The sequence below is a fragment of the Streptomyces sp. NPDC001985 genome (genome assembly GCF_040296845.1).
GTDB lineage: Bacteria > Actinomycetota > Actinomycetes > Streptomycetales > Streptomycetaceae > Streptomyces.
The window spans coordinates 22,341-47,807 of sequence record NZ_JBEOYB010000065.1 but is presented as its reverse complement, the minus strand read 5'-3'; the positions used below and the strand labels follow the sequence as shown (position 1 = coordinate 47,807).

Below are 25,467 nucleotides of genomic sequence, written 5' to 3'. Positions count from 1 at the left end.
CGCCGCGGCGTGGCGCGCCCCCCGCCCCCCCCCCCCGGGGCCCGCGGGGGGGGGGGGGGGGGGGGGGGGGCCCCCCCCCCCCCCGCCCGTGGTGTTCGCCCGTGGTGTCCACCCGCCCGCCGGACCGTTCCCGTGAGCCTTCTCTCCCTTGGTGCAAATGGCTTCAAATCCGATGAACCGGGTGGACGGCATGGGGCCGGTGCCCGGCTGACGTGTATGTTCCGGGCCGAGGAGCCTTGGAAGGGACCCATCCGGTGAAGAAGAAGCTTGCGGTCGCACTCTCCGGCGGTGCGGTACTGGTGCTCGCGCTGTCGGGATGCAGCGGCGACGAGGACACATTCACGGTCGACGACTGGGCCAAGAAGTACTGCGACGCCGCCAAGCCGCAGATCAAGAAGGAGGCGGACGCGGAGCAGCTCATCCGCGCGACCGCCTCGGACGGCAAGCCCGGGGACATCCAGACCGCCGACTCCAAGGCATTCCAGGACCTCTCGGACGTCTACAAGGGCTACGCGGCCGCCTTCAGATCGGCCGGCACCACTCCGGCCGAGGGCGGCGAGCAGCTCGTGAAGAACGCCGCCGCCGAGTACGACGCCAACGCCGCCTCGTACCTCGACCTGAAGAAGCAGGTCGACGAGTTGGACGTGGACGACCAGCAGAAGTTCGCGGACGGGCTCCAGCCCGTCGCCGACGGACTCGCGAAGATCGAGCAGAACAAGAACGCGCGGGAGAAGCTCCTGGCGAGCGAGACCGGCAAGGCGATGCTCAAGCAGCCGGGCTGCAAGCCCGTCGCCCAGGGCGCCGCAGCCGCCGACGCGCCCTCCTGAGCCGCCACCCGGTGCCACGGCGCGGCGGACGCCCGTGGCGGCGGACGGATTGTCAGTGGCGGCGGGGAGAATGGTCCGTGTGAGTACGACCAGCACGGCCCCCGGCCTCCCCTCGCCCACCCACGCCCCCCGGCTGCGTGAGGCGCTGCTCGCCGGCGCCTTCACCGCCGACGGGCTGCTCGACCTGCTCGGCGCCTCCGCGTACGCGGCGCTCGCCCGCAGCGAGACCGTCCCCGCCCTGCGCGCCACCCGGGGCGACACCGTCCTCGACACCCTCGTCCGGCTCTTCCTGCTCCAGCGCCCCGTGGCGGCCGAGCGGGCCCGCGCCGCCCTGCCGCTCCAGGAGTGCCTGGACGACGGCTGGATCGTGCGGGACGGCGCCGGGGTCCGCGCCACCGTGGACATACGGCCGTACGGAGGACCCGGGGGCGAGGACTGGTTCATCGTCTCCGACCTCGGCTGCGCGGTCGGCGGCGCGGGCGGGGCCGACGGCCAGGACGAGCGGGTCGTGCTCGGTGTCGGCGGCGCGTCCACCACGCTCGCCGGCATCACCGTGCGCACGCCGGTGGCCTCCGCGCTCGACCTCGGCACCGGCTCCGGTCTCCAGGCGCTCCACGCCTCCCGGCACGCCACCCGGGTCACCGCGACCGACCTCAACCCGCGCGCGCTCCACTTCACCCGTCTCACCCTCGCGCTCTCCGGCGCCCCCGAGGCCGAGCTGAGCGAGGGCTCGCTCTTCGAGCCGGTCGGATCGCGCCGCTTCGACCTGATCGTCTCCAACCCGCCGTTCGTGATCTCCCCGGGCCCCCGGCTGACCTACCGGGACGGCGGGATGGCCGGCGACGACCTCTGCCGCACACTCGTCTCCCAGGCCGGCGCCCGGCTGAACGACGGGGGCCACGCCCACTTCCTCGCCAACTGGCAGCACGTCGAGGGCGAGGAGTGGCAGGAGCGGCTGCGCTCCTGGGTGCCGCCCGGCTGCGACGCCTGGATCGTCCAGCGCGAGGTCCAGGACATCACGCAGTACGCGGAGCTGTGGCTGCGCGACAGCGGCGACCACCACGGCGACCCCGAGCGGTACCGGCGGCGGTACGAGGAGTGGCTCGACGCCTTCGAGGCGAGCGGCACCAGGGCCGTCGGCTTCGGCTGGATCACCCTGCGCAGAACGGCGGCGGAGCGTCCCTCGATCGTCGTCGAGGAGTGGCCGCACCCCGTGGAGCAGCCGCTCGGCGCCGCGGTGCTCGCCCACTTCGCCCGCCAGGACTATCTCCGCACCCACGACGACGCGGCGCTCCTCGCCGACCACTTCACCCTCGCCCCCGAGGTGGTGCAGGAGCAGGTCGGCCTGCCGGGCGAGGAGCACCCCGAGCATGTGGTGCTCCGGCAGAACCGGGGCATGCGCCGGGCCACGGAGGTCGACACCGTGGGCGCCGGCTTCGCCGGGGCGTGCGACGGCACGCTGAGCGCCGGGCGCATTCTCGACGCCATCGCCCAGTTGATCGAGGAGGACCCGGTGCTGCTGCGGGACCGCACCCCGCGGGCGCTCCGGCTGCTGGTGGAGGAGGGGTTCCTGGAACCGGTCCGCACTCCCTAGCCCCCGGCCTCCGGGGCGGGATTCCCGCCGCTTCACGGGGGCAGATCGGCCAATGTTCGGTTTGCGGCCGGTGCGCCCCGCCCCCGCCCGGGTGAACCCACGCGTCGTTCACCCCGATGTCGCGCCCCCGACGCCCAGAGGTGCCAGCCTCGGCCCCGGGGTCGGTCCCCAACCATCCGGGCGTGGGAATCAGGACGGGGTACGGGCATGGAGAGTGGTCCAGCGATCTTCGCGGGAGCGGCGTTCACGCTGTTCGGGGCCGGGCTGCTGCTGTGGACGGCGGTACGGGTCGCCCAGCGCGCGCCCGTGGCCCACGGGGTGGCGGCGGGCCGCGCCGCCGCCTTCACCGGCGGCGCCGGCGTGGTGGCTCTCGCCCTCGGGGTGTGGTGCTTCGGACGGCTCTGAGAAGCGCCGGAGGAAGCGCCCCGCACACTGTCGTGCCGGTCCGGGCGGCAGGAATGCCCGGAGTCGGGTTACCGTTCGAGTGGCCGTTGCGGGCTTTTGCCGTTTGACACAGGGGCGGGTTGTACCGTCACACTCCGCAGCGGCAGGAGCACCACGCACCAGCACCACGCAGCAGCACCGCAGCGCCACAGCAGCGCGCCACCCAGCGCAGACCGCTGTGTCCGCCCACCGAGCGCCGACCCGGAGAGAAGAGCGAAGTTGTCCCCGACCAGCGAGACCGCACAGGGCGGCCGACGCCTCGTGATCGTCGAGTCGCCCGCCAAGGCGAAGACGATCAAGGGTTACCTCGGCCCCGGCTATGTCGTCGAGGCGAGCGTCGGGCACATCCGCGACCTCCCGAACGGCGCGGCCGAAGTTCCCGAGAAGTACACCGGTGAGGTCCGCCGCCTCGGTGTCGACGTCGACCACGACTTCCAGCCGGTCTATGTCGTCAACGCCGACAAGAAGGCTCAGGTCCGGAAGCTCAAGGAGCAGCTCGCCGAATCCGACGAGCTCTACCTCGCCACCGATGAGGACCGCGAGGGCGAGGCCATCGCCTGGCACCTCCTCGAAGTCCTCAAGCCCAAGGTCCCCGTCCACCGGATGGTCTTCCACGAGATCACCAAGGACGCGATCCGCGATGCCGTCGCCAACCCGCGCGAGCTGAACCAGCGCATGGTCGACGCCCAGGAGACCCGCCGCATCCTCGACCGCCTCTACGGCTACGAGGTCTCGCCGGTCCTGTGGAAGAAGGTCATGCCCCGGCTCTCGGCCGGCCGGGTCCAGTCCGTCGCCACCCGTCTGGTCGTCGAGCGGGAGCGGGAGCGCCGGGCGTTCTCCTCCGCCGAGTACTGGGATCTGACCGGCACCTTCTCCACCGGCCGCGCCGGGGACGCCTCCGACCCCTCCTCGCTGCTCGCCCGGCTGAACACCGTCGACGGACAGCGTGTCGCCCAGGGCCGCGACTTCGGCTCCGACGGCCTGCTCAAGCCCGGCCAGACCCGGGTGCTCCACCTGGACGAGGCCGCCGCCCGCGCCCTGGCCGCCGCGCTGGAGAACGTCTCGTTCGCGGTGCGCTCGGTCGAGTCGAAGCCGTACCGCCGCTCCCCGTACGCCCCGTTCCGTACGACGACGCTCCAGCAGGAGGCCTCCCGCAAGCTGGGCTTCGGGGCCAAGGCGACCATGCAGGTGGCGCAGAAGCTGTACGAGAACGGCTTCATCACCTATATGCGTACGGACTCCACCACGCTCTCGGAGACCGCCGTCGCGGCGGCCCGTGCGCAGGTCACCCAGTTGTACGGGGCGAACTACCTGCCCGAGAAGCCGCGGGTGTACGCCGGGAAGGTCAAGAACGCGCAGGAGGCGCACGAGGCGATCCGGCCCTCGGGCGACCGTTTCCGCACCCCCGCCGAGACCGGTCTCAGCGGTGACCAGTTCAAGCTCTACGAGCTGATCTGGAAGCGGACCGTCGCCTCCCAGATGAAGGACGCCACCGGGAACTCGGTCACCGTCCGCATCGGCGGCACGGCCGCCGACGGCCGGGACGTGGAGTTCACCGCCTCCGGCAAGACCATCACCTTCCACGGCTTCATGAAGGCGTACGTCGAGGGCGCCGACGACCCCAACGCCGAGCTGGACGACCGCGAGCGCAGGCTCCCGCAGGTCGCCGAGGGGGACGCGCTCGCCGCCGAGGAGATCTCGGTCGACGGCCACGCCACCAAGCCGCCCGCCCGCTACACCGAGGCGTCCCTGGTCAAGGAGCTGGAGGAGCGCGAGATCGGCCGCCCCTCCACGTACGCCTCGATCATCGGCACCATCCTCGACCGCGGGTACGTCTTCAAGAAGGGGACGGCGCTCGTGCCGTCGTTCCTGAGCTTCGCCGTGGTCAATCTGCTGGAGAAGCACTTCGGCCGGCTGGTGGACTACGACTTCACCGCCAAGATGGAGGACGACCTCGACTGCATCGCCCGGGGCGAGGCCCAGGCGGTGCCGTGGCTGCGGCGCTTCTACTTCGGCGAGGGCGAGGACCGGGGGGCCGCCTCCGGCGCGGGCAATGGCGACGGCGACCACCTCGGCGGTCTGAAGGCGCTGGTCACCGACCTCGGGGCCATCGACGCCCGGGAGATCTCCAGCTTCCCCGTCGGCGACGGGATCGTGCTGCGCGTCGGCCGGTACGGCCCGTACATCGAGCGCGGCGAGAAGGACACCGAGGGCCACCAGCGCGCCGATGTGCCGGAGGACCTGGCGCCCGACGAGCTGACCGTGGCGTACGCGGAGGAGCTGCTGGCCAAGCCGAGCGGCGACTTCGCGCTGGGCACCGACCCGGTCTCCGGGAACGAGATCGTGGCGAAGGACGGCCGGTACGGCCCCTATGTCACCGAGATCCTCCCCGAGGGCACCCCGAAGACGGGGAAGAACGCGGTCAAGCCGCGGACGGCCTCCCTCTTCAAGTCGATGACCCTGGACACGGTCACCCTGGACGACGCGCTGAAGCTGATGTCCCTGCCGAGGGTCGTCGGCGCCGACGCCGAGGGTGTGGAGATCACCGCGCAGAACGGCCGGTACGGCCCGTATCTGAAGAAGGGCACGGACTCGCGCTCGCTGGAGAGCGAGGACCAGCTCTTCACCATCACGCTGGAGCAGGCGCTCGCGATCTACGCCCAGCCCAAGCAGCGCGGCCGGGCCGCCGCCAAGCCGCCGCTGAAGGAGCTGGGCACCGATCCGGTGAGCGACCGTCCCGTGGTCGTCAAGGACGGCCGCTTCGGTCCGTATGTCACCGACGGCGAGACCAACGCGACCCTGCGGACCGGCGACAGCGTGGAGGAGATCACTCCGGAGCGCGGCTATGAGCTGCTCGCGGAGAAGCGGGCGAAGGGCCCCGCCAAGAAGACGGCGAAGAAGGCTCCCGCGAAGAAGGCCCCGGCGAAGAAGGCGACGGCGGCGAAGAAGACCGCCGCGAAGAAGACGACCGCCTCGGCGGCGAAGAAGACGGCCGCGAAGAAGGCTCCGGCGAAGAAGACGGCGTCCTCGGCGAAGGCGTCCGAGGCGTAGGGCCCCGGGCCCCGGGGGCCCGAGGCCCTCGGGGGCTCCGCACCCCCGGGCCCCCGGAGCGTGCGCCCGGACCGGGCGCGCGCCGGGTCAGGGCCTGGGCCTGGGCCTGGGCCTCAAGGGTGGGTGTCCGGTCCGGGGGCTGTGGCCTGCGGGCTCGGCCGCTCGCGCGGGTGCGACGCGGGGCGCTGGGGTTCGCGTGTCGGGTGTCCCGGAGGTCCGGGCCCGGTGGTCTGCGGGGCCGGGGTGGGTGTTCTGTTCGGTGTGGACGGTGGTGGTCTCCCGGGTCCGGACCCGGCGTGCTCTGTGGGTCCCGGTCGTGGTGGTCGGTCCGCCGGGTCCGGTCCGTTCGTCCGGGTGCGACGCCGGGCGCTGCGGTTCGCGCGTCGGACAGCCCGGTCCGGGGCTCGGGGCCGCCGGGGCGGTACCGGCGTCCCGCTGCCCGCCCAGGCACGTCCTTCCGGGCAGAATGCCGGGAATCCGCCGAAAACCCGAAACTCCGCGAACCTCCCGACCCGCAGACCCCCCTCACCCGCCGTCCGGCACCCCGCACACCGCGTCGCGACCCCCGCCGGCGCCCCGCCCCGCCCCCCGATCTCGAACGTCCGTATGTTCGGGCGGGCCCCGCAGGCAGCGGTGTGCTCCGGATAGGCTGGGCGGATGACGCGATCCGAGCAGCCAGCCGAGCCGCAGGCGGCCGTGAGCCCCGTCTCCGAGACCGCACACGGCCCCGACGCCCCCGATGTCCCCGACGCACTCGCCGCGGACTCCCGTGAGCGGGCGCTGCGCGCGCTGCTGCGCCTCCCCTCGCTCAGAAGGCTCTGGAACGCCCAGGCCGTCGGCGGTGTCGGCGACGCCGTCGCCGTCCTCGTCCTGCTGCTGCTGACCCTTCAGGCCGCCGTCTCGGAGGGCACCTTCGGCGCCGGCTACCGCGGCGCCGCCTTCTCGGTGGCCGCCGTCCTCGGCGCACGCGTCCTCGCCACGGTCCTCTTCGGAGCCGTACTCCTCGGTCCGCTCACCACCCTCACCTCAGCCAAGGGCCCGTTCGACCGCCGCTGGACCATGATCGGCGCGGACGGTCTGCGGCTGGCGCTGCTCGTCGTCGCCCCCCTGTGGCTGGAGTGGACCCCCGGCGCGGCCCCCCTGATCCTGCTGGCGACCGTCTTCGCCACCGGCGCCGCCGAGCGGTTCTGGACGGTCGCCCGCGAGGGCGCCGCCCCCGCGCTGCTGCCCGCCCCGCCGCTGGAGGGCGCGGCGGTGCGCCCGCTGCCGGACCATCTGGACGCCCTGCGCCGGCTCTGGCTGCGCACCGCGTTCGCCGCCGTCCCCGCCGGTGCCGCCGCCCTGCTCGTCGCCACGCTCATCGGCAATCTCCTCGGCGCCGGCATCGAGTGGTTCTCCCTGCACCAGGCGGCCCTCGGCTCCTATGTCGCGGCCGGCCTCTTCGCGGCCTCCGTCTCGGTGCTCGCCTTCATCCAGCTGCCCGGCTCGCCGACCCCCCGGCCCCGCTCGCCGCTGGAGGGGCTGCGCCGCCCGTCCGCCCCGAGCGGCTCCGCCGACAAGGGCCGCACCGGCGCCCTGCCGCTGTTCCTGCTGGCCTGCGCGGCCGTCGCGGGCGCCGTCGCGGCGGCCGTCGCCGTCTCCGTACTGCACGCCGGGGACCTCGGCGGCGGACCCGTCACCTTCGCGCTGCTGGTCCTCGCCCTGACCGGCGGTACGGCGCTCGGCATCCGCGCCGCCGAATCCGTCCTGCCCACCCTGTCGCGCCGCCGGCTGCTGGCCCTCGCGGTCGCCGTCACCGGTGTCGCGCTGCTGGCCATGGGACTGGTCCCGGACACCGCGACCGTCCTCTTCATCGCCCTGCTCGCCGGAGTGTCGGCGGGTGTCGCCGCCGGCATCGGGCACGCCCTCGTCGACCAGGAGTCCGAGGCCCCCCGGCGGGCCCGGATGACCGATCACCTCCAGGCGGTCGTCCGCGTCGCCATCGCGCTCGGCGCGCTCGCCGCCCCGCTGCTGGCCGCGGCGATCGGCCCGCACCGCCTCACCGCCGGGGACCTCGTCTTCACCCATGGCGGCGCTGCCTTCGCGCTGATGCTGGCGGGCGCGCTGCTGCTGCCGGTCGCCGCGATCGTCCTCGCCAGGACCGACGACCGCGCGGGCGTCCCCCTGCGCCGCGATCTGGGCGACGCGCTGCGCCGGGGCGCGGACCCGTCCCAGACCACCGCCCCCACCGGGTTCTTCATCGCCCTGGAGGGCGGCGACGGAGCGGGGAAGTCCACCCAGGTCGACGCGCTCGCCGAGTGGATTCGCAACAAGGGCCACGAGGTCGTCGTCACCCGCGAGCCGGGCGCCACCCCGGTCGGGAAGCGGCTGCGGTCGATCCTGCTCGATGTGTCGTCGGCCGGGCTCTCCAACCGCGCCGAGGCGCTGCTGTACGCGGCGGACCGCGCCGAGCACGTCGGCTCGGTGGTCCGGCCCGCGCTGGAGCGCGGCGCCGTGGTGATCACCGACCGGTACATCGACTCCTCGGTCGCCTACCAGGGCGCCGGACGGGATCTGTCGCCGACGGAGATCGCCCGGATCTCGCGCTGGGCCACGGACGGCCTCGTACCGCATCTGACCGTCCTGCTCGATGTCTCCCCGGAGACCGCGCGGGAGCGCTTCACGGAGGCGCCCGACCGGCTGGAGTCGGAGCCCGCTGAGTTCCACCAGCGGGTGCGCTCGGGCTTTCTGACGCTGGCGGCGAGCGACCCGGCGCGCTATCTGGTGGTGGACGCCGGGCAGGAGCCGGAGGCCGTCACCACGGTGGTGCGCCACCGTCTCGACCGGATACTGCCGCTCTCGGCGGCCGAGGTGGAGGCGCGGGCGGAGGCCCGCCGCAAGGCGGAGGAGGAGATCCGGCGCAAGGCCGAGGAGGAGGCCGCGCGCAAGGCGGAGGAGGAGCGCCTGGAGCGCGAGCGCCAGGAGCAGCTGGCCAAGCTCCGCGCCGAGGAGGAGGCCCGCCGCAAGGCCGAGGAGGAGGCCGCGCGGCAGCGCGAGGCCGAACGGCTGGCGGAGGAGGCCCGGCAGCGCGCCGAGGAGGCCCGCAGGCTCGCCGACGAGGAGCGCCGCAAGCGCGAGGCGGAGGAGAAGGCGCGCCGCGACGAGCAGGAGCGGCTGCGCAGGCTGGCCGAGGAACAGGCCAGGCTCCGGGCGGAGGCGGAGGAGCGCCGTCTGGAGAAGCAGCGCAAGGCGGAGGAGGCCCTGCTGCGGGCCGAGGAGGCGCGCCGCGCGGCGGCCGAGGAGGAGGCCAGGCGCGCCGCCGAGCGGGCGGCGGCCGAGGCGGCCGAGGTCTCGTCCCATGAGGTGACCGTGCCGACCCCGGTGGTCCGCCCGGGGGACCACTCGCCCAACGAGGTGACGGTCCCCACGCCGGTGGTCCGCCCGGACGACGACACCCAGCAGGTGCCGAGGGTGGTTCCGGAGCGGGACCACCGGACCTCCTCGCCGTCGGAGGAGACGGCGGTTCTGCCGCCGGTGCGCGATCCGCGTGAGACGAGTGAGCGGCGTGAGTCGCATGAGTCGCGTGCGCCGCGTGAGCCCCGCGCTCCGCGTGACGGGCGTGATACCCGGGGCGGCCGGGACAACCGCGACGACAACCGCGGCGACCGCGACAACCGCGGCGACCGCGACGCGCGGGCTTCGGACGAGACGGCCGTACTGCCGCAGTTCCGCGACCCGCGCGCGGCCGACGAGACGGCCGTACTGCCCCCCGTACGGGACGACCGTCCGGCGGACCGGGTGCCTCCGGGCTTCTTCCGCGACGAGCGGGACACCGGCCAGGACGACCGCGGCGGCCACGGCGCCGGTCACGGAGGCCGCGGCGACCGTGCCGGGCGCGGCGGACCCGACGGATCGGACGCCCGTACGCGGGAGCTTCCGCAGATCGACCCGGACACGGGCCGCCCGAAGCGGCGCTCGGACTGGGCGGAGGAGACCCCGCTCGACGACCTCCCGACCCTCGCCGACGAGCTGCTGGGCCGCCGCGACGACGAGAAGGGCGGCCGGGGCCGGCGCTGACCCCGTGGACCGGGTGGACCGGGTGGACCGGGTGGACCGGGTGGACCGGGTGGACGGGCCAGGGCGCCCCGCGCGGCGGTCCCGCCGGCGCCCCGCGCGGCGGCGGACGCCCGTCGCTGGGGCGCCGGTGCTCCACTGTCAGACCCCTGCCCCACAATGGGAGACCACGGACAGGGGCGGTATGAGCGGCAGCACGCAAGGCAGGGGTGACGGCGGATGACCGTGTGGGACGACCTCGTGGGTCAGGAGCGGGTGCAGACGCAGCTCAGCGCCGCCGCGCGGGATGCCGATGCCCTCGTCACCGCCGTGGCGGACGGCGAGCAGTCGCCCGACGCCTCCAAGATGACGCACGCCTGGCTGTTCACCGGCCCCCCCGGCTCCGGCCGGGCCACCGCCGCCCGCGCGTTCGCCGCCGCCCTCCAGTGCGTCAGCCCCGACCGGGCGCTCGGCGGCATCCCCGGCTGCGGATTCTGCGACGGCTGCCACACCGCCCTCATCGGCACCCACGCCGATGTCCAGATCATCCGCACCGACCTGCTCTCCATCGGTGTCAAGGAGACCCGCGACCTGGTCCGCCGCGCCCAGCTCTCCCCGGCGGTCGGCCGCTGGCAGGTGATCATCATGGAGGACGCCGACCGGCTCACCGAGGGCGCGGGCAATGTCCTGCTGAAGGCGGTCGAGGAGCCCGCGCCGCGCACGGTCTGGCTGCTCTGCGCGCCCTCGCTGGAGGATGTGCTGCCGACGATCCGCTCCCGCTGCCGCCATCTGACCCTGCGCACGCCCCCGGTCGCTGCGGTCGCCGATGTGCTGATCCGGCGGGACGGCATCGAGCCCGAGGCCGCCGCCGCCGCCGCGCGGGCGACCCAGGGGCACATCGACCGGGCGCGCCGGCTCGCCACCGACGAGCGGGCCCGGGCCCGCCGGGCCACCGTGCTCAAGCTGCCGCTGCGGATCGACGACATCGGCGGCTGCCTCAAGGCCGCCCAGGAGCTGATCGACGCCGCCGCCGAGGACTCCCGGCAGGCCGCCGAGGAGACCGACGTCAAGGAGACCGAGGAGCTGAAGGCGGCGCTCGGCGCGTCGCAGGGCGGCCGGATGCCGCGCGGCACAGCCGGGGCGATGAAGGAGCTGGAGGACCGGCAGAAGCGCCGCAAGACCCGTACCCAGCGCGACAGTCTCGATCTCGCGCTCAGCGATCTGACCGGTTTCTACCGCGATGTCCTGGCGATCCAGCTCGGCTCCGGGATCGCCATCGCCAACGAGGACGTACGGGACGCCCTCGACCGGATCGCCCGCTCCTCGACGCCGGAGCTCACCCTGCGCCGGATAGAGGCCGTGGTGGCCTGCCGGGAGGTGCTGGAGGCGAATGTGGCTCCGCTCCTCGCGGTGGAGGCGATGACGGTCGCCCTGCGGGCGGGCTGACCCTCCGTCCTCCCGGGGCCGTCAGGGTCAACACTCCGGTTCACCCATCCGTGCAAGGAGGGGCATTCTCCGCGCATCGTCCCCTACTCTCCGGGAATGGACCCAAGGCGTACGTTCCGCAGTTCCGTCCTCGCGGTGGCCGCAGCAGCCCTGCTGGCCTCCGGCTGTACGGGAGGGAGCTCATCGTCCAGAGCCTCGGCGTCCACCTCCGGCGGCGCCGGGTCCGGCACCGCGCCCGCCGCCGAACCGAGCGCGGCCCTGCGGCCGTACTACCGGCAGAAGCTGGAGTGGCGCGAGTGCGGCGCCTCCGACTTCCAGTGCGCCTCGCTGAAGGTCCCGCTCGACTACGGGGACCCCGGTGGCGAATCGATCAAGCTGGCCGTCGCCCGCAAGAGGGCGACCGGCCCCGGGAAGCGGCTCGGTTCGCTCCAGGTCAACCCGGGCGGCCCGGGCGGCTCGGCCGTCGGCTACCTCCAGATGTACGCGGGCATCGGCTACCCCGCCCCGGTCCGCGCCCGCTACGACATGGTCGCCGTCGACCCGCGCGGGGTGGCCCGCAGCGAGCCGGTGGAGTGTCTCAGCGGGAAGGAGATGGACGCGTACACCCAGACCGACCAGACCCCCGACGACGCCGCCGAGACCGGCCGTCTCACCGCCTCGTTCAAGGGCTTCGCCCAGGGCTGCGAGAAGCGCTCCGGCACCGTCCTGCCGCATGTCTCCACGGTGGAGGCGGCCCGGGACATGGATGTGCTGCGCGAGGTGCTGGGGGACCGGAAGCTGGCCTATGTGGGGGCCTCGTACGGCACCTTCCTCGGCGCGACCTACGCCGAGCTGTTCCCCGGCCGCACCGGCCGGCTGGTCCTCGACGGCGCGCTGGACCCCTCCCTCCCCGCCCGCCAGGTCAACCGCGACCAGACGGCCGGCTTCGAGACCGCCTTCCAGTCCTTCGCGGCCGACTGCGTGGAGCAGCCCGAGTGCCCGCTCGGCACCGTCTCGGCGCGGGACGCCTCCACCCGGCTCAAGGACTTCTTCGCCGAACTGGACGCCCGGCCCGTCCCCACGGGGGAGAGCAGGGAGCTGGGCGAGGCGCTGGCGACGACGGGCGTTCTGACCGCGATGTACGACGAGGGCGCGTGGCCGCAGCTCCGCGAGGCCCTGACCAGCGCGATGAAGGGCGACGGCGCGCCCCTGCTGTCGCTGGCGGACAGCTACTACGAGCGGGACGGCGACGGCTCCTACTCCAATCTGATGTACGCGAACGCGGCCGTGAACTGCCTGGACCTGCCGCCCGCCTTCACCGGTCCGAAGGATGTGGAGGCCGCGGTCCGCACGTTCGAGAGGGCCTCCCCGGTCTTCGGCCGCGGCTTCGCGTGGGCGGCGCTGAACTGCGCGTACTGGCCGGTGCCCGCCACCGGGAAGCCGCACCGCATCGAGGCGGAGGGCGCGGCCCCGATCCTGGTCGTGGGCACGACCCGCGACCCCGCGACCCCGTACACCTGGGCGCGCGGGCTGGCCGGACAGCTCTCCTCGGGGACGCTGCTGACCTACGACGGCGACGGCCACACGGCGTACGGCAGGGGGAGCGACTGCGTCGACACGGCGATCAACGCCTACCTCCTGGAGGGCACGGTCCCGGCCGACGGGAAGCGCTGCCGCTGAGCCTCAGTGCCCCGCGGTGGCGTGCAGACCGCGCGGTACGAGCCACACCACCAGCAGGGTGACGGCGCCGACGATCCCGACCGACACGAAGGCGGTGGTGGTCAGCGCGCTGTCGAACGCCGCCCGCCCGGCGGCCAGCACCGCCTCGCCCGCTCCGCCGCCCTCACGGGTCGCCAGCTCGTACGCGCCCCCGATCGACTCGCGCGCCTGGGTCGGCTGCCCGGCCATATGACGCGCGTACACCGCGCCGTGGATCGACCCCAGCAGCGCCACTCCGAGACCGACGCCCAGCTCGTAGTTGGTCTCGGAGACGGCCCCGGCCTGTCCGGCGCGCTCGGCGGGGACGGTGGAGACCAGCACCGACGAGGCGGTGGTGATCGCCATCCCGTCGCCGAGGCCGAGCAGCACGAGAACGGCGGCGACATAGCCGTACGTCGTCGGCTCGGGCGACAGCGCGAGCACCAGGAACCCGGCGACCACCCCGCTCAGCCCCAGCGCCATGATCGATCTGACCCCGATCCGCTCCATCACCCAGGGCGCGAGCAGCGCTCCGACGAGCATGGCGAGCGCGGCGGGCAGGGTGCGCAGGCCGGCCTGGGAGGGGGAGTACCCGTGGACGTACTGGAGCCAGAGCGAGACCAGGAAGAGCGCGGCGCCGATCGCGAGCATCGCCATCAGGATGACGAGCGCGGCGGCGGTGAAGGTGCGGTTCCTGAAGAGCCGCACATCGAGGAGCGGATCGCGCAGGGTGAGCTGCCGTCGTGCGAAGAGCGCGAGCACCAGCACCCCGGCGGCCAGTACCGCCAGGTCCAGGGGGGCCGGGCTGCCCTTGGCGACGTGTTTGATGCCCCAGGCCAGTGCCACGATCCCGACGACGGAGAGCACCGAGCCGAGATAGTCGAGCGGCCCGTGCCCGGCGTCCTTGAACTCCGGCAGCAGCCAGACCCCCGCGATGATGGTCACCACGACCACGGGCACATTGATCCAGAACGCGGCGGCCCACCCGTACTCCTCCACGAGCACCCCGCCGACCAGCGGCCCCACGGCCGCCCCGGCCCCGGCCACCGCCGCCCAGATCCCGATCGCGAGGGCCCGCTCCCGCGCGTCGGTGAAGACATTCCGGATCAGCGAGAGCGTCGACGGCATGACCATCGCCCCTCCGATCCCGAGCAGCACCCGCCCGCCGATCAGCTGCCCCGTGCTCCCCGCCGTCGCGGCGACGACCGAGGCGATCCCGAAGATCACGATCCCGGTGATGAAGAGCAGCTTGCGCCCGTAGCGGTCGCCCACGGCGCCCGTGGTGACGAGCAGCCCGCCGAGGACGAGCCCGTAGATGTCGATGATCCACAGCTGGGCGATGGCGCTCGGCCGCAGATCGTCGATGAGGGACGGCAGCGCGACATTGAGGATGGTCGCGTCCATCGCCACCAGCAGCAGACTGGAACACAGCACCGCGAGCACCCCCCACCGCCCGGGTCCGGGGCGCTCTTCCGCGGCGCGGCCTGGGGGGTTCACGGCTCCGGCCACGGCCTTGCCCTCCGGGATGAAAGTGGCGATATGGGTGTATATGTTCTCCGAGGTCAGTATTGAGGGATGCCCCCCGCGCCGCGCAACTCGACAGCCTCCCCCGCTCCCCGCCGGTGGTTCGGGGCACCCTGATCAACCCTGTAGACTTGGCGCCGCTGCTGATGCGAACGTGTCCTCGAAAGGGGCCGGTGCATCCCAGCTTGCCGCCTTAGCTCAGTTGGCCAGAGCAACGCACTCGTAATGCGTAGGTCTCGGGTTCGAATCCCGAAGGCGGCTCTGAAGGACCCCAGGACTCACTCGCCGTGACCTGGGGTTTTTCGTTTTTCCGGGGAGGGGGCGGGCGGCGGATCGCGCTGTCGGGTGACGCGGGGCGGGCGGCGGGCGCGGTGGGGGCTTCGGTCCCGCTCCTCGGGATTCCTTCGTCGGACTTCCGCCGACCGTCCTGAGCCTCCGACGCCGGTCACCGGAGCAGGAGGCTGTCCCGGATCACCTTGCCGCTGGCGCGCAGGGCCGCCGACAGTCCGCCGTGCGGATGATCCGGGATGGCTCCGGCTCCCAGAGCGCAGGCCCTGACCAGGGCATGGCAGTCCTGAGCTTCCCGGACCGTGGCCAAGGTGAGGAAGAGTGGGTGGGCCAGCAGCTCGCGGGCCGCGTAGCCGTCCTCAGCTTCCACCGTTGCGCGGTGGAGTTTTCCCACGACGAGCTGTGCGGCGGGTGCTTCGATGGAGGCGAGAGTGTCGAGAACAGTGAGCCCGAGCCGGATGTCGAAGACGGTCATCCCGGGCTCGGCCGGCCGTTGAAGGTAGACCGCGACCAGTTCTGTCAGGTGATCGTCGATCGGCTGCCGGTCATCGCTGCGGCACAGGACGGTCAGGCACGCCGTGACGAGTTGTTCCCAGGGGTCGCCGGGTGTCGTGTCGTGGAGGAGCGCTGCTGCCGAGGTCGTGTCGCCGGAGACGAGGGCGGCCAGTACGGCGACCTGGCGGCCGTCGAGCATCCGCTGGCCGACGCCCCGGTGCGACTCGATGTGCGTCAACGCCTCGGCCCAGCGGCCGGCGCCGGTCAGGGTGCGGGTGCCGTCGGCGAGGAGTACGCGCCAGAGCCAAGCACGGACCTCTTGGCGGTCGGCTTCGGTCGCCGTGAGGTTCGCCGGTATCTCGACATCGTCGAAGCGGGCATGCGCGCCTGCCTTGACGGCTTCGTACAGGTCGAGCAGTCGTTGCCGTCCCTCGTCGGCGCGGCCGGCGCGGATCTGGAGGCGGGCAAGGTTGATCACGGGTTCCAGTGCGCGGATCGCGCTCATCTCGGGCAGCGGACAGGCGGGGAGGTACGCGGCGGCGTGCTGGTGGCACAGCTCGCGCGCCAGGTCGGGAAGGCCGAGGTCGGAGGCGATGAGCGCGGCCTGATTGTAGACGGCTGACGCCAGGCCCTGATCGGCCTTCCGCACGGCGGTGCCGGCCAGGTCGACGAGCGCGCGAATGCGTTGGGGCAGGGGTAAGCAGGCGGGACGGAATCGGGCGACGAGCGGGAAGCGCTGAGCGGTGGGTCCGTGCGGGTCCATGAGTCCCCCGGGGGCGTGGTTTGGGCCGGTGCCCGCCGCCGTAGGCCAACGGGCACCGCCTTCTATCTGGCGGTTGTCACTGCCAGTCGACGATGATCCGGTTCAGCAGGGTGTCGAGGGCGAAGAGCCCAGGGCGCTGTTCGATGGGCGGGGCGTCGAGGGGCTGGATTTCGAAGGTGGCCTCCCGGCCGCGGTACTCCCGGTCCCAGGTGCGGACGGCGTCGGCGACCTTCGCTGCCAGCTCGTCGCTGCCGGGGCCGTGGCACATGACGCCGAACTCCCAGAGCTTGCCGCCCTCCGGGGTCTTCTTCTCCAGCAGCCGCCGGGCCAGATAGGCGACGGCGCCCTTCTCGACGGCCGCGGTGGACGAGGGGTAGGGGTCCTCCGTAAGCAGGCCGCCCTTCGCGCTCTGGGGGAAGAGCATCCGGATCAGGCCGGAGGGCAGCGAGCAGGTGAGGAACAGCTCCATCCATTCCGGCGACTCCATGGCGCGAACCGTCATCCCGGTCCACTCCTCGGTGCGCGGCTGCTCCAGCACACGGGCGAGGGCGTCGGCATCGATGTCCTGGCCGGCGGGGGCTTGGAGCCGGACGGTGCCGTCGGCGCTGAGCGGGATGACACGGCGGTCGTCGTCGGCGATGCCTCGCCGGAGCGGCATGAAGGTGTTCATTTCGCTGCCGAGCGATACCCATCGGCCGTCGCGCTGTTCGTACGCGATGGAGCGGGCGACGCTGCCCTTGAGGCGCTGGGGGACGAGGAGCCGTCCGCCGGGGGCGAGCTGTTCCAGCCAGGCGTGCGGCACGCCGTGCGCGCCGACGGTGGCGATGATCCGGTCGTACGGTGCGCCTTCCGCGTATCCGAGGGCCCCGTCCCTGGTCACAGCCTCGGCGTTGGTGATCTCGGCTGCGGTGAGGTGGGCGCGGGCGCCCTCCACGAGGTCGTCGTCGACGTCGAGGGTGGTGACGTGGCCGGTCTCGCCGACCAGGTGCGCGAGAAGTGCGGCGTTGTAGCCGCTTCCGGCGCCGAGTTCGAGGACGCGGTCGCCGGGCCGGACGTTGAGCTGGTCCAGCATGAGGGCGACGACCCCCGGCTGGGAAGCGCAGGAGATGGACGTGCCGTCGGTGTCGTACTTGATGTGCACCGGCGCGTTGGCGTAGGCGTCTTCGAGTGAGGCGTCGGGCACGAACGCATGGCGGGGGACGGCCCGCAGAGACTGCTCGACGGCGGGGGTACGGGCGTGGCCGTTCGCCAGGATCTGGTCCACCAGGGCGTTTCGGAGGCGCTCGGCCTCCGCCGAGTCGGCGGTGATCATGTCGGTGTTCACCGCGCCGACGCTGTCGACGTCCGTTGCTGCTCCGCTGGGCGGCGCGGTGTTGTCACTGGTTCCCATGACTACCTCTCGTGCGATGGTGAACAGAGCGCTCTGGTCGTCCCGAAGGAGACCGGCGCGGTTGGCGTGGAAGATCACGTGGTGGGCGAGCACGGCTCGAAGGCCGCGGGTGAGACCACCGTGGTCCGTGAGATCGGCGAGAGTCGCCCCCGTCCGCTCGAAGGTGGTGACCCATTCGTCGTGCCCGTGGAACGGGCCGCCCGGGTTGCAGAGACTGCGGGCGTCGACGGTCATCAGCCTGCGCACTGCGGGGGCCAACGAAGCGGTGCGTTCGGCCGGCAGAGGATTGGTGGCCGGTCGAAGGGCAGCGACCTTCGACCAGACATCCCCCTGCTCGAACCAGTCGAGCCCGGCACCGCGCAGCATGGCGCTCACCAGCAGGACGACGGTCTCCCGCCGCCCAAGGCGCTTCGGTCCCGGCTGGTACGTCAGCAGGTGGCGGGAGTCGCTGTGGAACAGTTCGTGGGCTGTGTCCATGGCCGCTTGGCCGCCGAATGCATCGATCTCGGGCTCGTACGTACCTGGCAGCCATGACACGACCGAGCCTTCACCGACTAGGTCGTCCAGCAGCGACTCCACGGCTGGGGCCGGTTCGTCGGCGCGGTACCGCAACGGCCAGGGCTGCTTGTTCATGAACCACCAGCCGGAGAGCTGTCCGGTCGCCTCGGCGCTGATCAGCGCGGGGGCGAGGCGTTCGGTGATGACCAGCTGGGCGCGCGAGCGGTCGACGAAGGTGATGTTGTGCTGGTGCCAGCGGTCGGAGGGCATTGGGGTCCTTCGGTCAGGCGGATCAGGCGATGAGAAGGCAGGAGTCCCAGGAGGATCGGGCCGGGGTGCTGGTGCTGGGCGCGATGAGCGCCAGGGCGACACCGGCGGCACCGTCGAGCAGGCCAGGATCTCCGCTCCCGAGTACTGCGCCCGGTGGGCGGATTTTGTCCAGGAGCGCTGGGATCGCGGCGCGTATCCGGTCTGCGGTCGTGGCATGGGCGTCCTCGGCGACACGGGCCGCCAGGTGGGCGAGCCCCGCAAAGCCGTGGCAGAGGCCGTTGTCTGTGGTGTCCTTGAGCTGATCGGAGTCGGTGAGGGCGGCCACAAGAGCGCTCTCCGCCCGGATACGGCGGTCGGTGTCGCTGAGGGCGAGCGCTGCGAGCTGCTGAGCACGGGCGAGGCCGGCGGTTCCGTAGCACCAGGACGGTCGCCGGGGCATGGACGGGGCGAGGCGTCCGGTCCGTAGTTCGTCGCGGGTGATCCAGTACGGCCACGCCGGACCGGGCCCGGTCTCCCAGCGGTCCAGCCACGCCAGGATGGTACGCATCGCTGCGTGGTGCCCGCTCACGACGATGCCGTGTCGAGCCGCCAGGGCCAAGAAGGCGAGTACGCCGCTGATGCCGTGCGCCATACCGTGGTTGGCGTGACCGCCGGGAAAGCGGTCGTCCGGGTTGCCCGAGGGGCCTGTCTCCGCCCACCAACCGGGCAGGGGCTCGTCCTGGTCGGTCAGCGGTTCGGTGAGGCGTACGCAGTAGTCGAGCACGGCACGCGTCGTGGTGCCGTCGGGACTGCGGCGCAGAAGGTAGGCCCCGTATCCGGTGAGCCCTCGGATGGCATCGAACTCGGCGAGCTGCGGTAGCCGTCCGGCGTCGATACGGCGGTGGGCGGCGTCCAGGCGACGGTCGACGTCGATCGCGATCTGCCGGTCCAGCGAGTTCAGGGCGCGCTGGTACGAGCCGGGAAGGTGGTCCGCCGCGCAGGCCATGGCATGGGCGAGGGCGGGAGCCCCGTAGAAGGGGTGGCTGTCGGGACCGCTGGTGAGGGGTTGGCGGGTGGCGGCGGTGAGCCAGTCGTGAGCGCGTTGCCATGGCCCGAGGCCGCACGCGGCCCGTTCGATGTGCAGGAGTGCGATGCCGGGAGGGCCATAGGCCAGATGTTGCCCGTACGCGGGCACGGCCCAGGACCGGGGCACATCGGGATCGGCGAGTTGGGACGAGATGGCGTCGACCAGGTCGAGGGTCGGGTGTGTGGTCATGACGGCCTCCCCTTTGTACGCGCGGTCCAGGCGAGAGCGGCGGCGCGCGCCAGGTAGAGGCACACCTCTTCCTCGGGGAAGTTCACCGCGACATGCCGCACGAAGTGGACGTGCAAGAGGGACGTCAGAACGTCGTCGACGGCGATTCCCTGGGTGTCCGGGCCCGGCAGGTGGGGTCGGTATGCGGCGAGGGCCGTGTCCCGGTCCGCCCACCCGGACACGATGGCTTCCCCGTCCGGGACTCCGCGCAGCGCCGCCCAGTCGCGGCGGGGGTCGGCCAGCCGTACGGCCTCCGTGAACTGCGGGCGCGGTACGGGCACGGGAGCCGTCGGTGGAATGCGATCGAGCAGCCACCGCATCCCGGCTTCCGCGCTGCCGAGAAAGGCAGAGGCGATGGCGACGGTGTGCGCCGCCACCAGGGCACGTCGGCCGGGACGCTGCCGCTGCGCGAGCTGCGCCACCACGGCACGTGAGTCGGCCCGGAAGACATCCTCGGCGGCCTCCCACGCCGCGCCGGAACCCCAGCGGCCCATCTCGCGGTACGAGGTGGGGTAGCGCAGATCGGCAAGCAGGCCGGCCCGGCGCAGCTCGTCGGCCCACTCGCTCACCGCACGGGCGGTCTCGCCGAAGGTGTCCGGATGGGAGAGGGCGATACGGAGGCGGAGGTGCTGGGCCGGGTCGCGGAAACGGATGAACCACCAGGGTGGGTTGCCGAGCCGTTTCAGTAGGCCGGGCAGGTGCTGGGCGAGCACGGTGTCCTGGCGGCGGACGTCTCCGTACAGAGTGGCCAGAAGTACGGAGGAGGCGGCCGGGGTCTGCATCTGTGCTGGTGAGAGGGCACGGACCGGGGTGGGAGCGGGCAGGGGCGGCCACGCCGTCGGCCGTACCGCCTTGAGGGGCACCACGACCTCGTGGGCACGCCCACCGCACCAGCCGAACCCCTCCGGGGCTTCGACGAGTACGGCGGTGTGCGCACGGTCGAGGTGCTCGCGGAGCAGCGTTCGGTGACCGGCCTCTTCGAGGTCGAGGAAGAGGTGTTGGTCCCCCTCTACGAGATAGACCTGCCGCGGCAGCCGCCGTCGGACCCGCCAGCCGGCCAGGGCCGTGTCCCACCCGGTGCTGCGGGGCAACTCCGACAACTCCAGCCGCCAGCGCGCCGGAGCCAGCACCGTACGTCCGTAGCGGAGGCGAGGAAGGAACGGCATCGCCGCGGCGACGCCCCAATCGAACACGGTGACCTGCGCGCACTGGGCCCGGGACAGCTCGGTGAGAAACCTTGCCAGCGGCGGGGTGTGCGTGCGCAGGTTCAGCGCGTTCATCCCCACCGCTTCGACGCGGTGGCCCCGCTCGGGGGCGGCCAGGTACATCCGGCGTCCGTCGCACGCGACCGCGAGGTCGTCGAGGGTGAGAACGCCCGGGTCCGGGGCGCGGTGCTCCTGGAGGCTGATCACGGTGGGCAGGACCTGAGGTGTACGAGTGACGTGGGTGCTTTCGGGGAGGAGCGGCGGGAAGGAGAGCTGCGCGGGCACGGTGTCGCCGTCCGCGCTCGGGAGATCGGCCAGCTCCGTGCTCAGTGCCTCGCGGTCGCCGGGCTCCAGCACGCTGAGGAAGCGGCCCGTGGAGACGCCGGCGCCGCGTGACACGCTCACGACCTCCAGCCGGAACCGCCCGCGCCGCACATCGTCCAAGCCGGCTGAGTGCACCCGTACGCCTACCTCCAGGTGTGGCGGTACTCGTGGCTCCTCGGGCCCCACATCGAGAGCGGCGATCAGCTCGTCGGTGAGGACGGCCTCCTCCCGGCCTTCGAGCGCGGCCGTCTGCGCCAGACGTACGAGTACGTCGTCCCGAGCGGAGGCCCGAGGCCGGCGCGCACCGGCCGGAGTGCCCGGGTAGCCGTCGGGATAGCCGACGCCGCTGTCCGCCACGACCTCCTTGAGGGGCACCATCGTGCCGATGCCGTACCGCTCGTAGAACCGCTGGTGGTACTCACCCCATGCGACGGTTCCGTACGGGCGAGTGCTCAGCCGGGTCAGGGCGAGCGCGGCACGTTCGACTTCCCGGGCCACCGTCTCCGGCAGCACGAGCTCGGCGTTCAGCCGTAGGTCGAAGGCGATGGGGTGGCCGTTCCCATCCGGCACGAGCTTCCGCATCCGCGCGGCGGCTCTGTTCCGACCACGGCGCGTGGTGCACCTCTCCAAGGCCGCCCGGATCGCGCGCAGCTCGGCCACCATCCTCGAGACCGTTGCAATGCTCTCGGCTTCGACGGTGTCGAGCTGGTCGACGAGGTACCCGAGAGCATCGGTCTCGGTGCTCTGCGCCCACAGGCTGGTGATCAGCACCCGCCGTCGGATCAGTTCTGCCAGCAGCCGGCGAGTCTTCTCCGGCCCGGCCTCGGGGAACTCCGCCCGGAGCTTGCCCAAGAGGGCGCCAACCCGGATAGGCGCCTCGGCCGCAGTGAGGGCCGCCTGCACTGGTGCGGTAAGGGCCAGCGATGCCTCGACAGCGCGGGTCTCGTCACCTCGGTCATCAGTCTGAAACGGCACGATGAGCCGATCCCCACGGACCGACGCGGTGCTGTTGGCAACAACGGGCAGCCGTTCGAGCAGCTCCGCGCACGACTCCAGCCGCTGTACGACCGTGGCCAGCCACTCTGCCCCGGCTCGGCCGACGAGCACGTGTTCCTCGCCCCAGTCCGCACTCGCCCGCGATCCGAATGATGCGGCGGCCACACCGGCGAACAGCCCAAAGGGAGTCGCCCGGTGTTGGGCCCGCAACGAATACCGGACCACGGAAAGCACCGTACGCCGGAGGGCCCGGGGATCGGGCCGTTGACCTGTGCACAGGCCCTGCACTTGCGCGGCCAGCGCCGGACTGGAGTGCTGCAAGGTCTCGACGAGGTCCTCGTTCGCCCAGACCGCACGCAGCCACATTGCTTGCGCTGCTGCGGCACCGGGCAACCCGCCGCCCAGGTCGGGACACGGAGGGACCGCCAGCGGCGGCCGGGCGACGGCGCGTACGAGGGCAGTTGTTCCGGCGCGGAACGCCGCGGTCACGGTAACCACCGACTACCTCCGTAGGGTGCGGGAACGGGCGGCTGGTGCCGCCGCACCAAGGCGGCGGCACCAGCCGAACTGGTCACAGACAGGTCAGGCGACGTTGGTCGTGCAGGCACCACAGGTGGTGCCGCAGTTGTCGTCGGTCAGGTTGACCAGCCCAGCCGGGTCGGCGATCTCGACGAGGGAGACGTCCAGGTCGAAGCCGTCCGACGCCTGGGGCGTCTGGGGGCGGACCTGGGTGAGACTGGGGACCACGATGTTGCGCGTCATGGTGACTACCTCCTTGTTTCGTGGGTTCACTGCTTGATGCAGCCGACGGGTCGTTCATCCGTCGCTGGTGAGCTGAAGCTCGGCCCAGACCTCCTTGCCCCATGGGCACCTGTCCGAGCCGTACAGGTCATAGCCCCAGCAGTCCGACACCGCGTCAATGAGGAGCAGGCCGCGGCCCGACTCATCACCGTGGTCCGCGTGGCCGGCGGCGGGCAGACGCTCCGGTTCCCAGTCCACGACGCCGACCCGGATTCGCGACGCGCTCGGGCGTCCCACGGTCAGACGGATGTCGTGGCACGAGGTGTGCTTCGACGCGTTCGCGATCAGCTCCGTGACGATCAGCACGGCACCGTCGGCGAGTTCATCGAGGCACCACGCACCGAGTACACGCTGGACGAGCTTGCGGCAGGTCTCAGCGGTGGACGGCTGGCACGGGATGGTCTGGCTGTAGGCGGGGCGCCCGACACGGGCGGCATGAACAGGTGTGTTGAGACTCGTCATGGGGATGGAGCCTTCGGGTTGTCTCGGCGCCCGGTCCGCCCCTTGCGAGATGTGAGCGTGCGGACCGGGCCGTCAACAGCCGCCCGGGATGGTGGGCGGCCGACACCCAGACAACCCCGGCTTCCGTTCGGCTGGTTAGGACCATCAGGCATGCGCTCAACGGGTCGACCTAGGGCGATTTGACCCAGCGTTTACCTGACGACTGGGCGACGCGAGCGCTACCGTGCCGGGATGGATGCCACGCGCAACACCGTTCTTGAGGCGTGGATGGCAGAGCACGGCTACAGCTCCAACAGCCTCGCCGATGCTGTGAACAGGTCCTTGGAGCAGTTGACCGGAAGGCCCGGCGGGCTCGACGGATCATCGGTCCGGGGCTGGAAGGCCGGCCGCGTGAGGTGGCCCAAGTCGGCCACCCGCAAGGCGCTTGAGGACATCGCCGGTCTGCCCGTCACCGCTTTAGGGTTCGTTCCACGGGGCAGGACTCCGTCGGCCCTGGTTCCACCGCAGCAGGAGGACCCTGAGATGAAGCGCCGCACACTCGTCGGCGGGCTCGCGACGGCCGCCCTCGCCGCGGCCTCACCCGGCACCGCGTTGCCACGCAGGATCGGCATGAGTGACGTCGACCGTCTCCAGAAGCGCTTCGCCGAGATCATCGCCAGCGACCACCGGCACGGCGGCCGGCTCGGTATCGAACAGCGAGCCGCCGCCCTCGCCGACGAGGCACTGAACCTCCAGAACGCGGGAAGCGCCACCCAACGCGTACGCAGCAGCCTCTACGCCTCCGCAGCAGCGTTCCGTTCCTCTGCGATGTGGGCCGCCATCGACGGCCGGCGCTACGACGACGCCAAGACCCACATGCGGGAGGCTCAGACCCTCGCCGAGATGTCCGGTGACCAAGCGATCAAGTTCCGCATCTGGAGCCACACCGGAACCATGTACCGGCACCTCGGCCGCCCCGCTGACGCCCTCGCCGCGAACGACGTGGCCCGCAACCTCTTCCTCACCCGGCGCGACCCCCTGTTCGCGTCCCTCGGCCTGGCCCGGCAGGGAGCCATCCTGGGCACGGCCCAGGACCGCAGCGGCATGCGCCGAACATTCGACCAGGCGCAGGAGGCCATGCTGCGCTCCGACCCGACGGACTACCGCCCCGTGTGGATGCTCGCCTTCTACGACCAGGCCGAGCTGGACTCCCTGGCCCTGTCCGCGCACCTGGCACTGGGCGACTACCCGACCGCCGAGTACCACGCCCACCGCTGCCTGGCCGCGCTCCGTCCCCACATGATCAGATCCCGCGCCATCGCGACGACCCGCCTCGCGCACGCCCAGCTCGCACAGGGCGCCGCGGACGCTGCCACGTCCACCGCGATGAAGGTCCCTGCCGACGTCGCCACCCACCACGCCCGGGTAGCACGCATGCTCCAGGAGTTCGGCGCCGCCCTGCGCGCCACCGCCCCCGGCAGCACCACCGCGCAGACCTGGACCGAGCACGCCGCCACCTGGAGGACCACCGCATGACCACGGCCCCCACCATCGAACTGCGCACTTTCACCACCCTCGCCCCCGTCCGCGGCGACCTGCTCGACGTCTACGCCGACGTGCGCGCCCCGCTCCTCCACCTCCCGAACTACGCGGTCACCACCTTCGGCGAACGCCTGGACCGCCACGGCACCGAACCGGGCTTCGTCGTGGTCCTGGCGTATGCCGACGGCGAGCCGGTCGGCTACGCCTACGGCAACACCATCGAACGCGGCGACCGCTACTGGCAGCGCACCACCCCGGAGCCGGCCGAGAAGTACACCGAGCGCCCAGCCCTGGCCCTGAAGGAGATCGGCGTCCGACCGGCCTGGCGCAAGACGGGCACGGCCCGCCGCATCCACGACGCCCTCCTCGCCACAACCTGCGATGAGATGTATGTCACACTCATGGTCAATCCGGCTGCTGGCGACGGCAAGGTCCACGCGCTCTACAGGTCGTGGGGGTACAAGAACATTGCCCGGAGCCAACCGTCGCCAGCCTCGCCACTTCTGATCGTGATGGTCCGAGCGATCCGCTGACCAATAGCGGTGATCGCCGCCTTGAGGAACAC

At 72.4% G+C, this 25,467-nt stretch carries 16 protein-coding genes and 1 tRNA gene; 10 read left to right on the top strand and 7 right to left on the bottom strand.

From position 1 onward, the window contains the following. Window positions 1–254: 254 nt before the first annotated feature. The 7 genes from ABT122_RS25730 to ABT122_RS25700 all read left to right on the top strand — a co-directional run bounded on the left by ABT122_RS25730 (window position 255) and on the right by ABT122_RS25700 (window position 13,053). On the top strand, window positions 255–827 hold the full coding sequence (locus tag ABT122_RS25730; RefSeq protein ID WP_351556815.1) for a small secreted protein: 573 nt from the start codon (window positions 255–257) through the stop codon (window positions 825–827). Between the two features lie 70 nt (window positions 828–897). Continuing rightward, window positions 898–2,421 (top strand): DUF7059 domain-containing protein, encoded by a 1,524-nt coding sequence (locus tag ABT122_RS25725; protein WP_351556812.1) that lies wholly within the window; start codon window positions 898–900, stop codon window positions 2,419–2,421. A gap of 207 nt (window positions 2,422–2,628) precedes the next feature. Continuing rightward, entirely contained in the window at window positions 2,629–2,826 is a 198-nt protein-coding gene (locus tag ABT122_RS25720) for a hypothetical protein (RefSeq protein WP_351556809.1), read from the top strand. A gap of 258 nt (window positions 2,827–3,084) precedes the next feature. Then, a complete protein-coding gene (gene topA, locus ABT122_RS25715; RefSeq protein WP_351556806.1) occupies window positions 3,085–5,916 on the top strand; it encodes a type I DNA topoisomerase in 2,832 nt (943 codons plus the stop codon). Between the two features lie 657 nt (window positions 5,917–6,573). Beyond that, window positions 6,574–9,972 carry a dTMP kinase gene (tmk, locus tag ABT122_RS25710; protein WP_351556803.1) on the top strand — a complete coding sequence of 1,133 codons (3,399 nt, stop codon included), beginning with the start codon at window positions 6,574–6,576 and terminating at the stop codon, window positions 9,970–9,972. Window positions 9,973–10,188: 216 nt separating this feature from the next. Next, window positions 10,189–11,394, top strand: coding sequence for a DNA polymerase III subunit delta' (locus tag ABT122_RS25705; protein WP_351556800.1), 1,206 nt, complete (start codon window positions 10,189–10,191; stop codon window positions 11,392–11,394). Between the two features lie 96 nt (window positions 11,395–11,490). Further along, on the top strand, window positions 11,491–13,053 hold the full coding sequence (locus ABT122_RS25700; RefSeq protein ID WP_351556797.1) for an alpha/beta hydrolase: 1,563 nt from the start codon (window positions 11,491–11,493) through the stop codon (window positions 13,051–13,053). Window positions 13,054–13,056: 3 nt separating this feature from the next. Here ABT122_RS25700 and ABT122_RS25695 read toward each other — a convergent pair whose 3' ends face one another. After that, window positions 13,057–14,505 carry an MFS transporter gene (locus ABT122_RS25695; RefSeq protein WP_351556794.1) on the bottom strand — a complete coding sequence of 483 codons (1,449 nt, stop codon included), beginning with the start codon at window positions 14,503–14,505 and terminating at the stop codon, window positions 13,057–13,059. Between the two features lie 277 nt (window positions 14,506–14,782). Here ABT122_RS25695 and ABT122_RS25690 point away from each other — a divergent pair. Beyond that, a tRNA-Thr gene (locus ABT122_RS25690) sits at window positions 14,783–14,856 on the top strand. 184 nt (window positions 14,857–15,040) lie between these two features. On the opposite strand, the gene ABT122_RS25685 is transcribed toward ABT122_RS25690, so the two are convergent. The 6 genes from ABT122_RS25685 to ABT122_RS25660 form a co-directional block, all read right to left on the bottom strand. Beyond that, complete coding sequence (locus tag ABT122_RS25685; RefSeq protein ID WP_351556791.1) at window positions 15,041–16,141, bottom strand: hypothetical protein; 1,101 nt, start codon at window positions 16,139–16,141, stop codon at window positions 15,041–15,043. A gap of 76 nt (window positions 16,142–16,217) precedes the next feature. Continuing rightward, entirely contained in the window at window positions 16,218–18,299 is a 2,082-nt protein-coding gene (gene fxlM / locus ABT122_RS25680) for a methyltransferase, FxLD system (RefSeq protein WP_351556789.1), read from the bottom strand. A gap of 22 nt (window positions 18,300–18,321) precedes the next feature. Further along, window positions 18,322–19,554 (bottom strand): lanthionine synthetase C family protein, encoded by a 1,233-nt coding sequence (locus tag ABT122_RS25675; protein ID WP_351556787.1) that lies wholly within the window; start codon window positions 19,552–19,554, stop codon window positions 18,322–18,324. Further along, window positions 19,551–22,484 carry a lantibiotic dehydratase gene (locus ABT122_RS25670; protein WP_351556785.1) on the bottom strand — a complete coding sequence of 978 codons (2,934 nt, stop codon included), beginning with the start codon at window positions 22,482–22,484 and terminating at the stop codon, window positions 19,551–19,553. Before ABT122_RS25670 ends, ABT122_RS25675 begins: the two co-directional genes overlap by 4 nt. Before the next feature lie 216 nt (window positions 22,485–22,700). Then, on the bottom strand, window positions 22,701–22,880 hold the full coding sequence (locus ABT122_RS25665) for an FxLD family lanthipeptide (RefSeq protein WP_351556782.1): 180 nt from the start codon (window positions 22,878–22,880) through the stop codon (window positions 22,701–22,703). A gap of 54 nt (window positions 22,881–22,934) precedes the next feature. Further along, window positions 22,935–23,381, bottom strand: coding sequence for an ATP-binding protein (locus ABT122_RS25660; RefSeq protein ID WP_351556780.1), 447 nt, complete (start codon window positions 23,379–23,381; stop codon window positions 22,935–22,937). 231 nt (window positions 23,382–23,612) lie between these two features. Here ABT122_RS25660 and ABT122_RS25655 point away from each other — a divergent pair, with 231 nt between their 5' ends. Together ABT122_RS25655 and ABT122_RS25650 are read left to right on the top strand one after the other, a co-directional pair. After that, a complete protein-coding gene (locus ABT122_RS25655) occupies window positions 23,613–24,896 on the top strand; it encodes an NsdA family TPR-like regulatory protein (RefSeq protein ID WP_351556777.1) in 1,284 nt (427 codons plus the stop codon). Continuing rightward, window positions 24,893–25,435, top strand: coding sequence for a GNAT family N-acetyltransferase (locus ABT122_RS25650; RefSeq protein ID WP_351556774.1), 543 nt, complete (start codon window positions 24,893–24,895; stop codon window positions 25,433–25,435). The genes ABT122_RS25655 and ABT122_RS25650 overlap by 4 nt, the downstream gene beginning before the upstream one ends. Window positions 25,436–25,467 lie beyond the last annotated feature (32 nt).

Coding starts and splice junctions, on each gene's coding strand:
- ABT122_RS25725 (WP_351556812.1), top strand. CDS start 898: ATGGTCCGTGTGAGTACGACCAGCACGGCCCCCGGCCTCCCCTCGCCC.
- ABT122_RS25720 (WP_351556809.1), top strand. CDS start 2,629: ATGGAGAGTGGTCCAGCGATCTTCGCGGGAGCGGCGTTCACGCTGTTC.
- tmk (WP_351556803.1), top strand. CDS start 6,574: ATGACGCGATCCGAGCAGCCAGCCGAGCCGCAGGCGGCCGTGAGCCCC.
- ABT122_RS25705 (WP_351556800.1), top strand. CDS start 10,189: ATGACCGTGTGGGACGACCTCGTGGGTCAGGAGCGGGTGCAGACGCAG.
- ABT122_RS25700 (WP_351556797.1), top strand. CDS start 11,491: ATGGACCCAAGGCGTACGTTCCGCAGTTCCGTCCTCGCGGTGGCCGCA.
- ABT122_RS25685 (WP_351556791.1), bottom strand. CDS start 16,141: ATGGACCCGCACGGACCCACCGCTCAGCGCTTCCCGCTCGTCGCCCGA.
- fxlM (WP_351556789.1), bottom strand. CDS start 18,299: ATGCCCTCCGACCGCTGGCACCAGCACAACATCACCTTCGTCGACCGC.
- ABT122_RS25675 (WP_351556787.1), bottom strand. CDS start 19,554: ATGACCACACACCCGACCCTCGACCTGGTCGACGCCATCTCGTCCCAA.
- ABT122_RS25670 (WP_351556785.1), bottom strand. CDS start 22,484: ATGTGGCTGCGTGCGGTCTGGGCGAACGAGGACCTCGTCGAGACCTTG.
- ABT122_RS25665 (WP_351556782.1), bottom strand. CDS start 22,880: ATGACGCGCAACATCGTGGTCCCCAGTCTCACCCAGGTCCGCCCCCAG.
- ABT122_RS25660 (WP_351556780.1), bottom strand. CDS start 23,381: ATGACGAGTCTCAACACACCTGTTCATGCCGCCCGTGTCGGGCGCCCC.
- ABT122_RS25655 (WP_351556777.1), top strand. CDS start 23,613: ATGGATGCCACGCGCAACACCGTTCTTGAGGCGTGGATGGCAGAGCAC.
- ABT122_RS25650 (WP_351556774.1), top strand. CDS start 24,893: ATGACCACGGCCCCCACCATCGAACTGCGCACTTTCACCACCCTCGCC.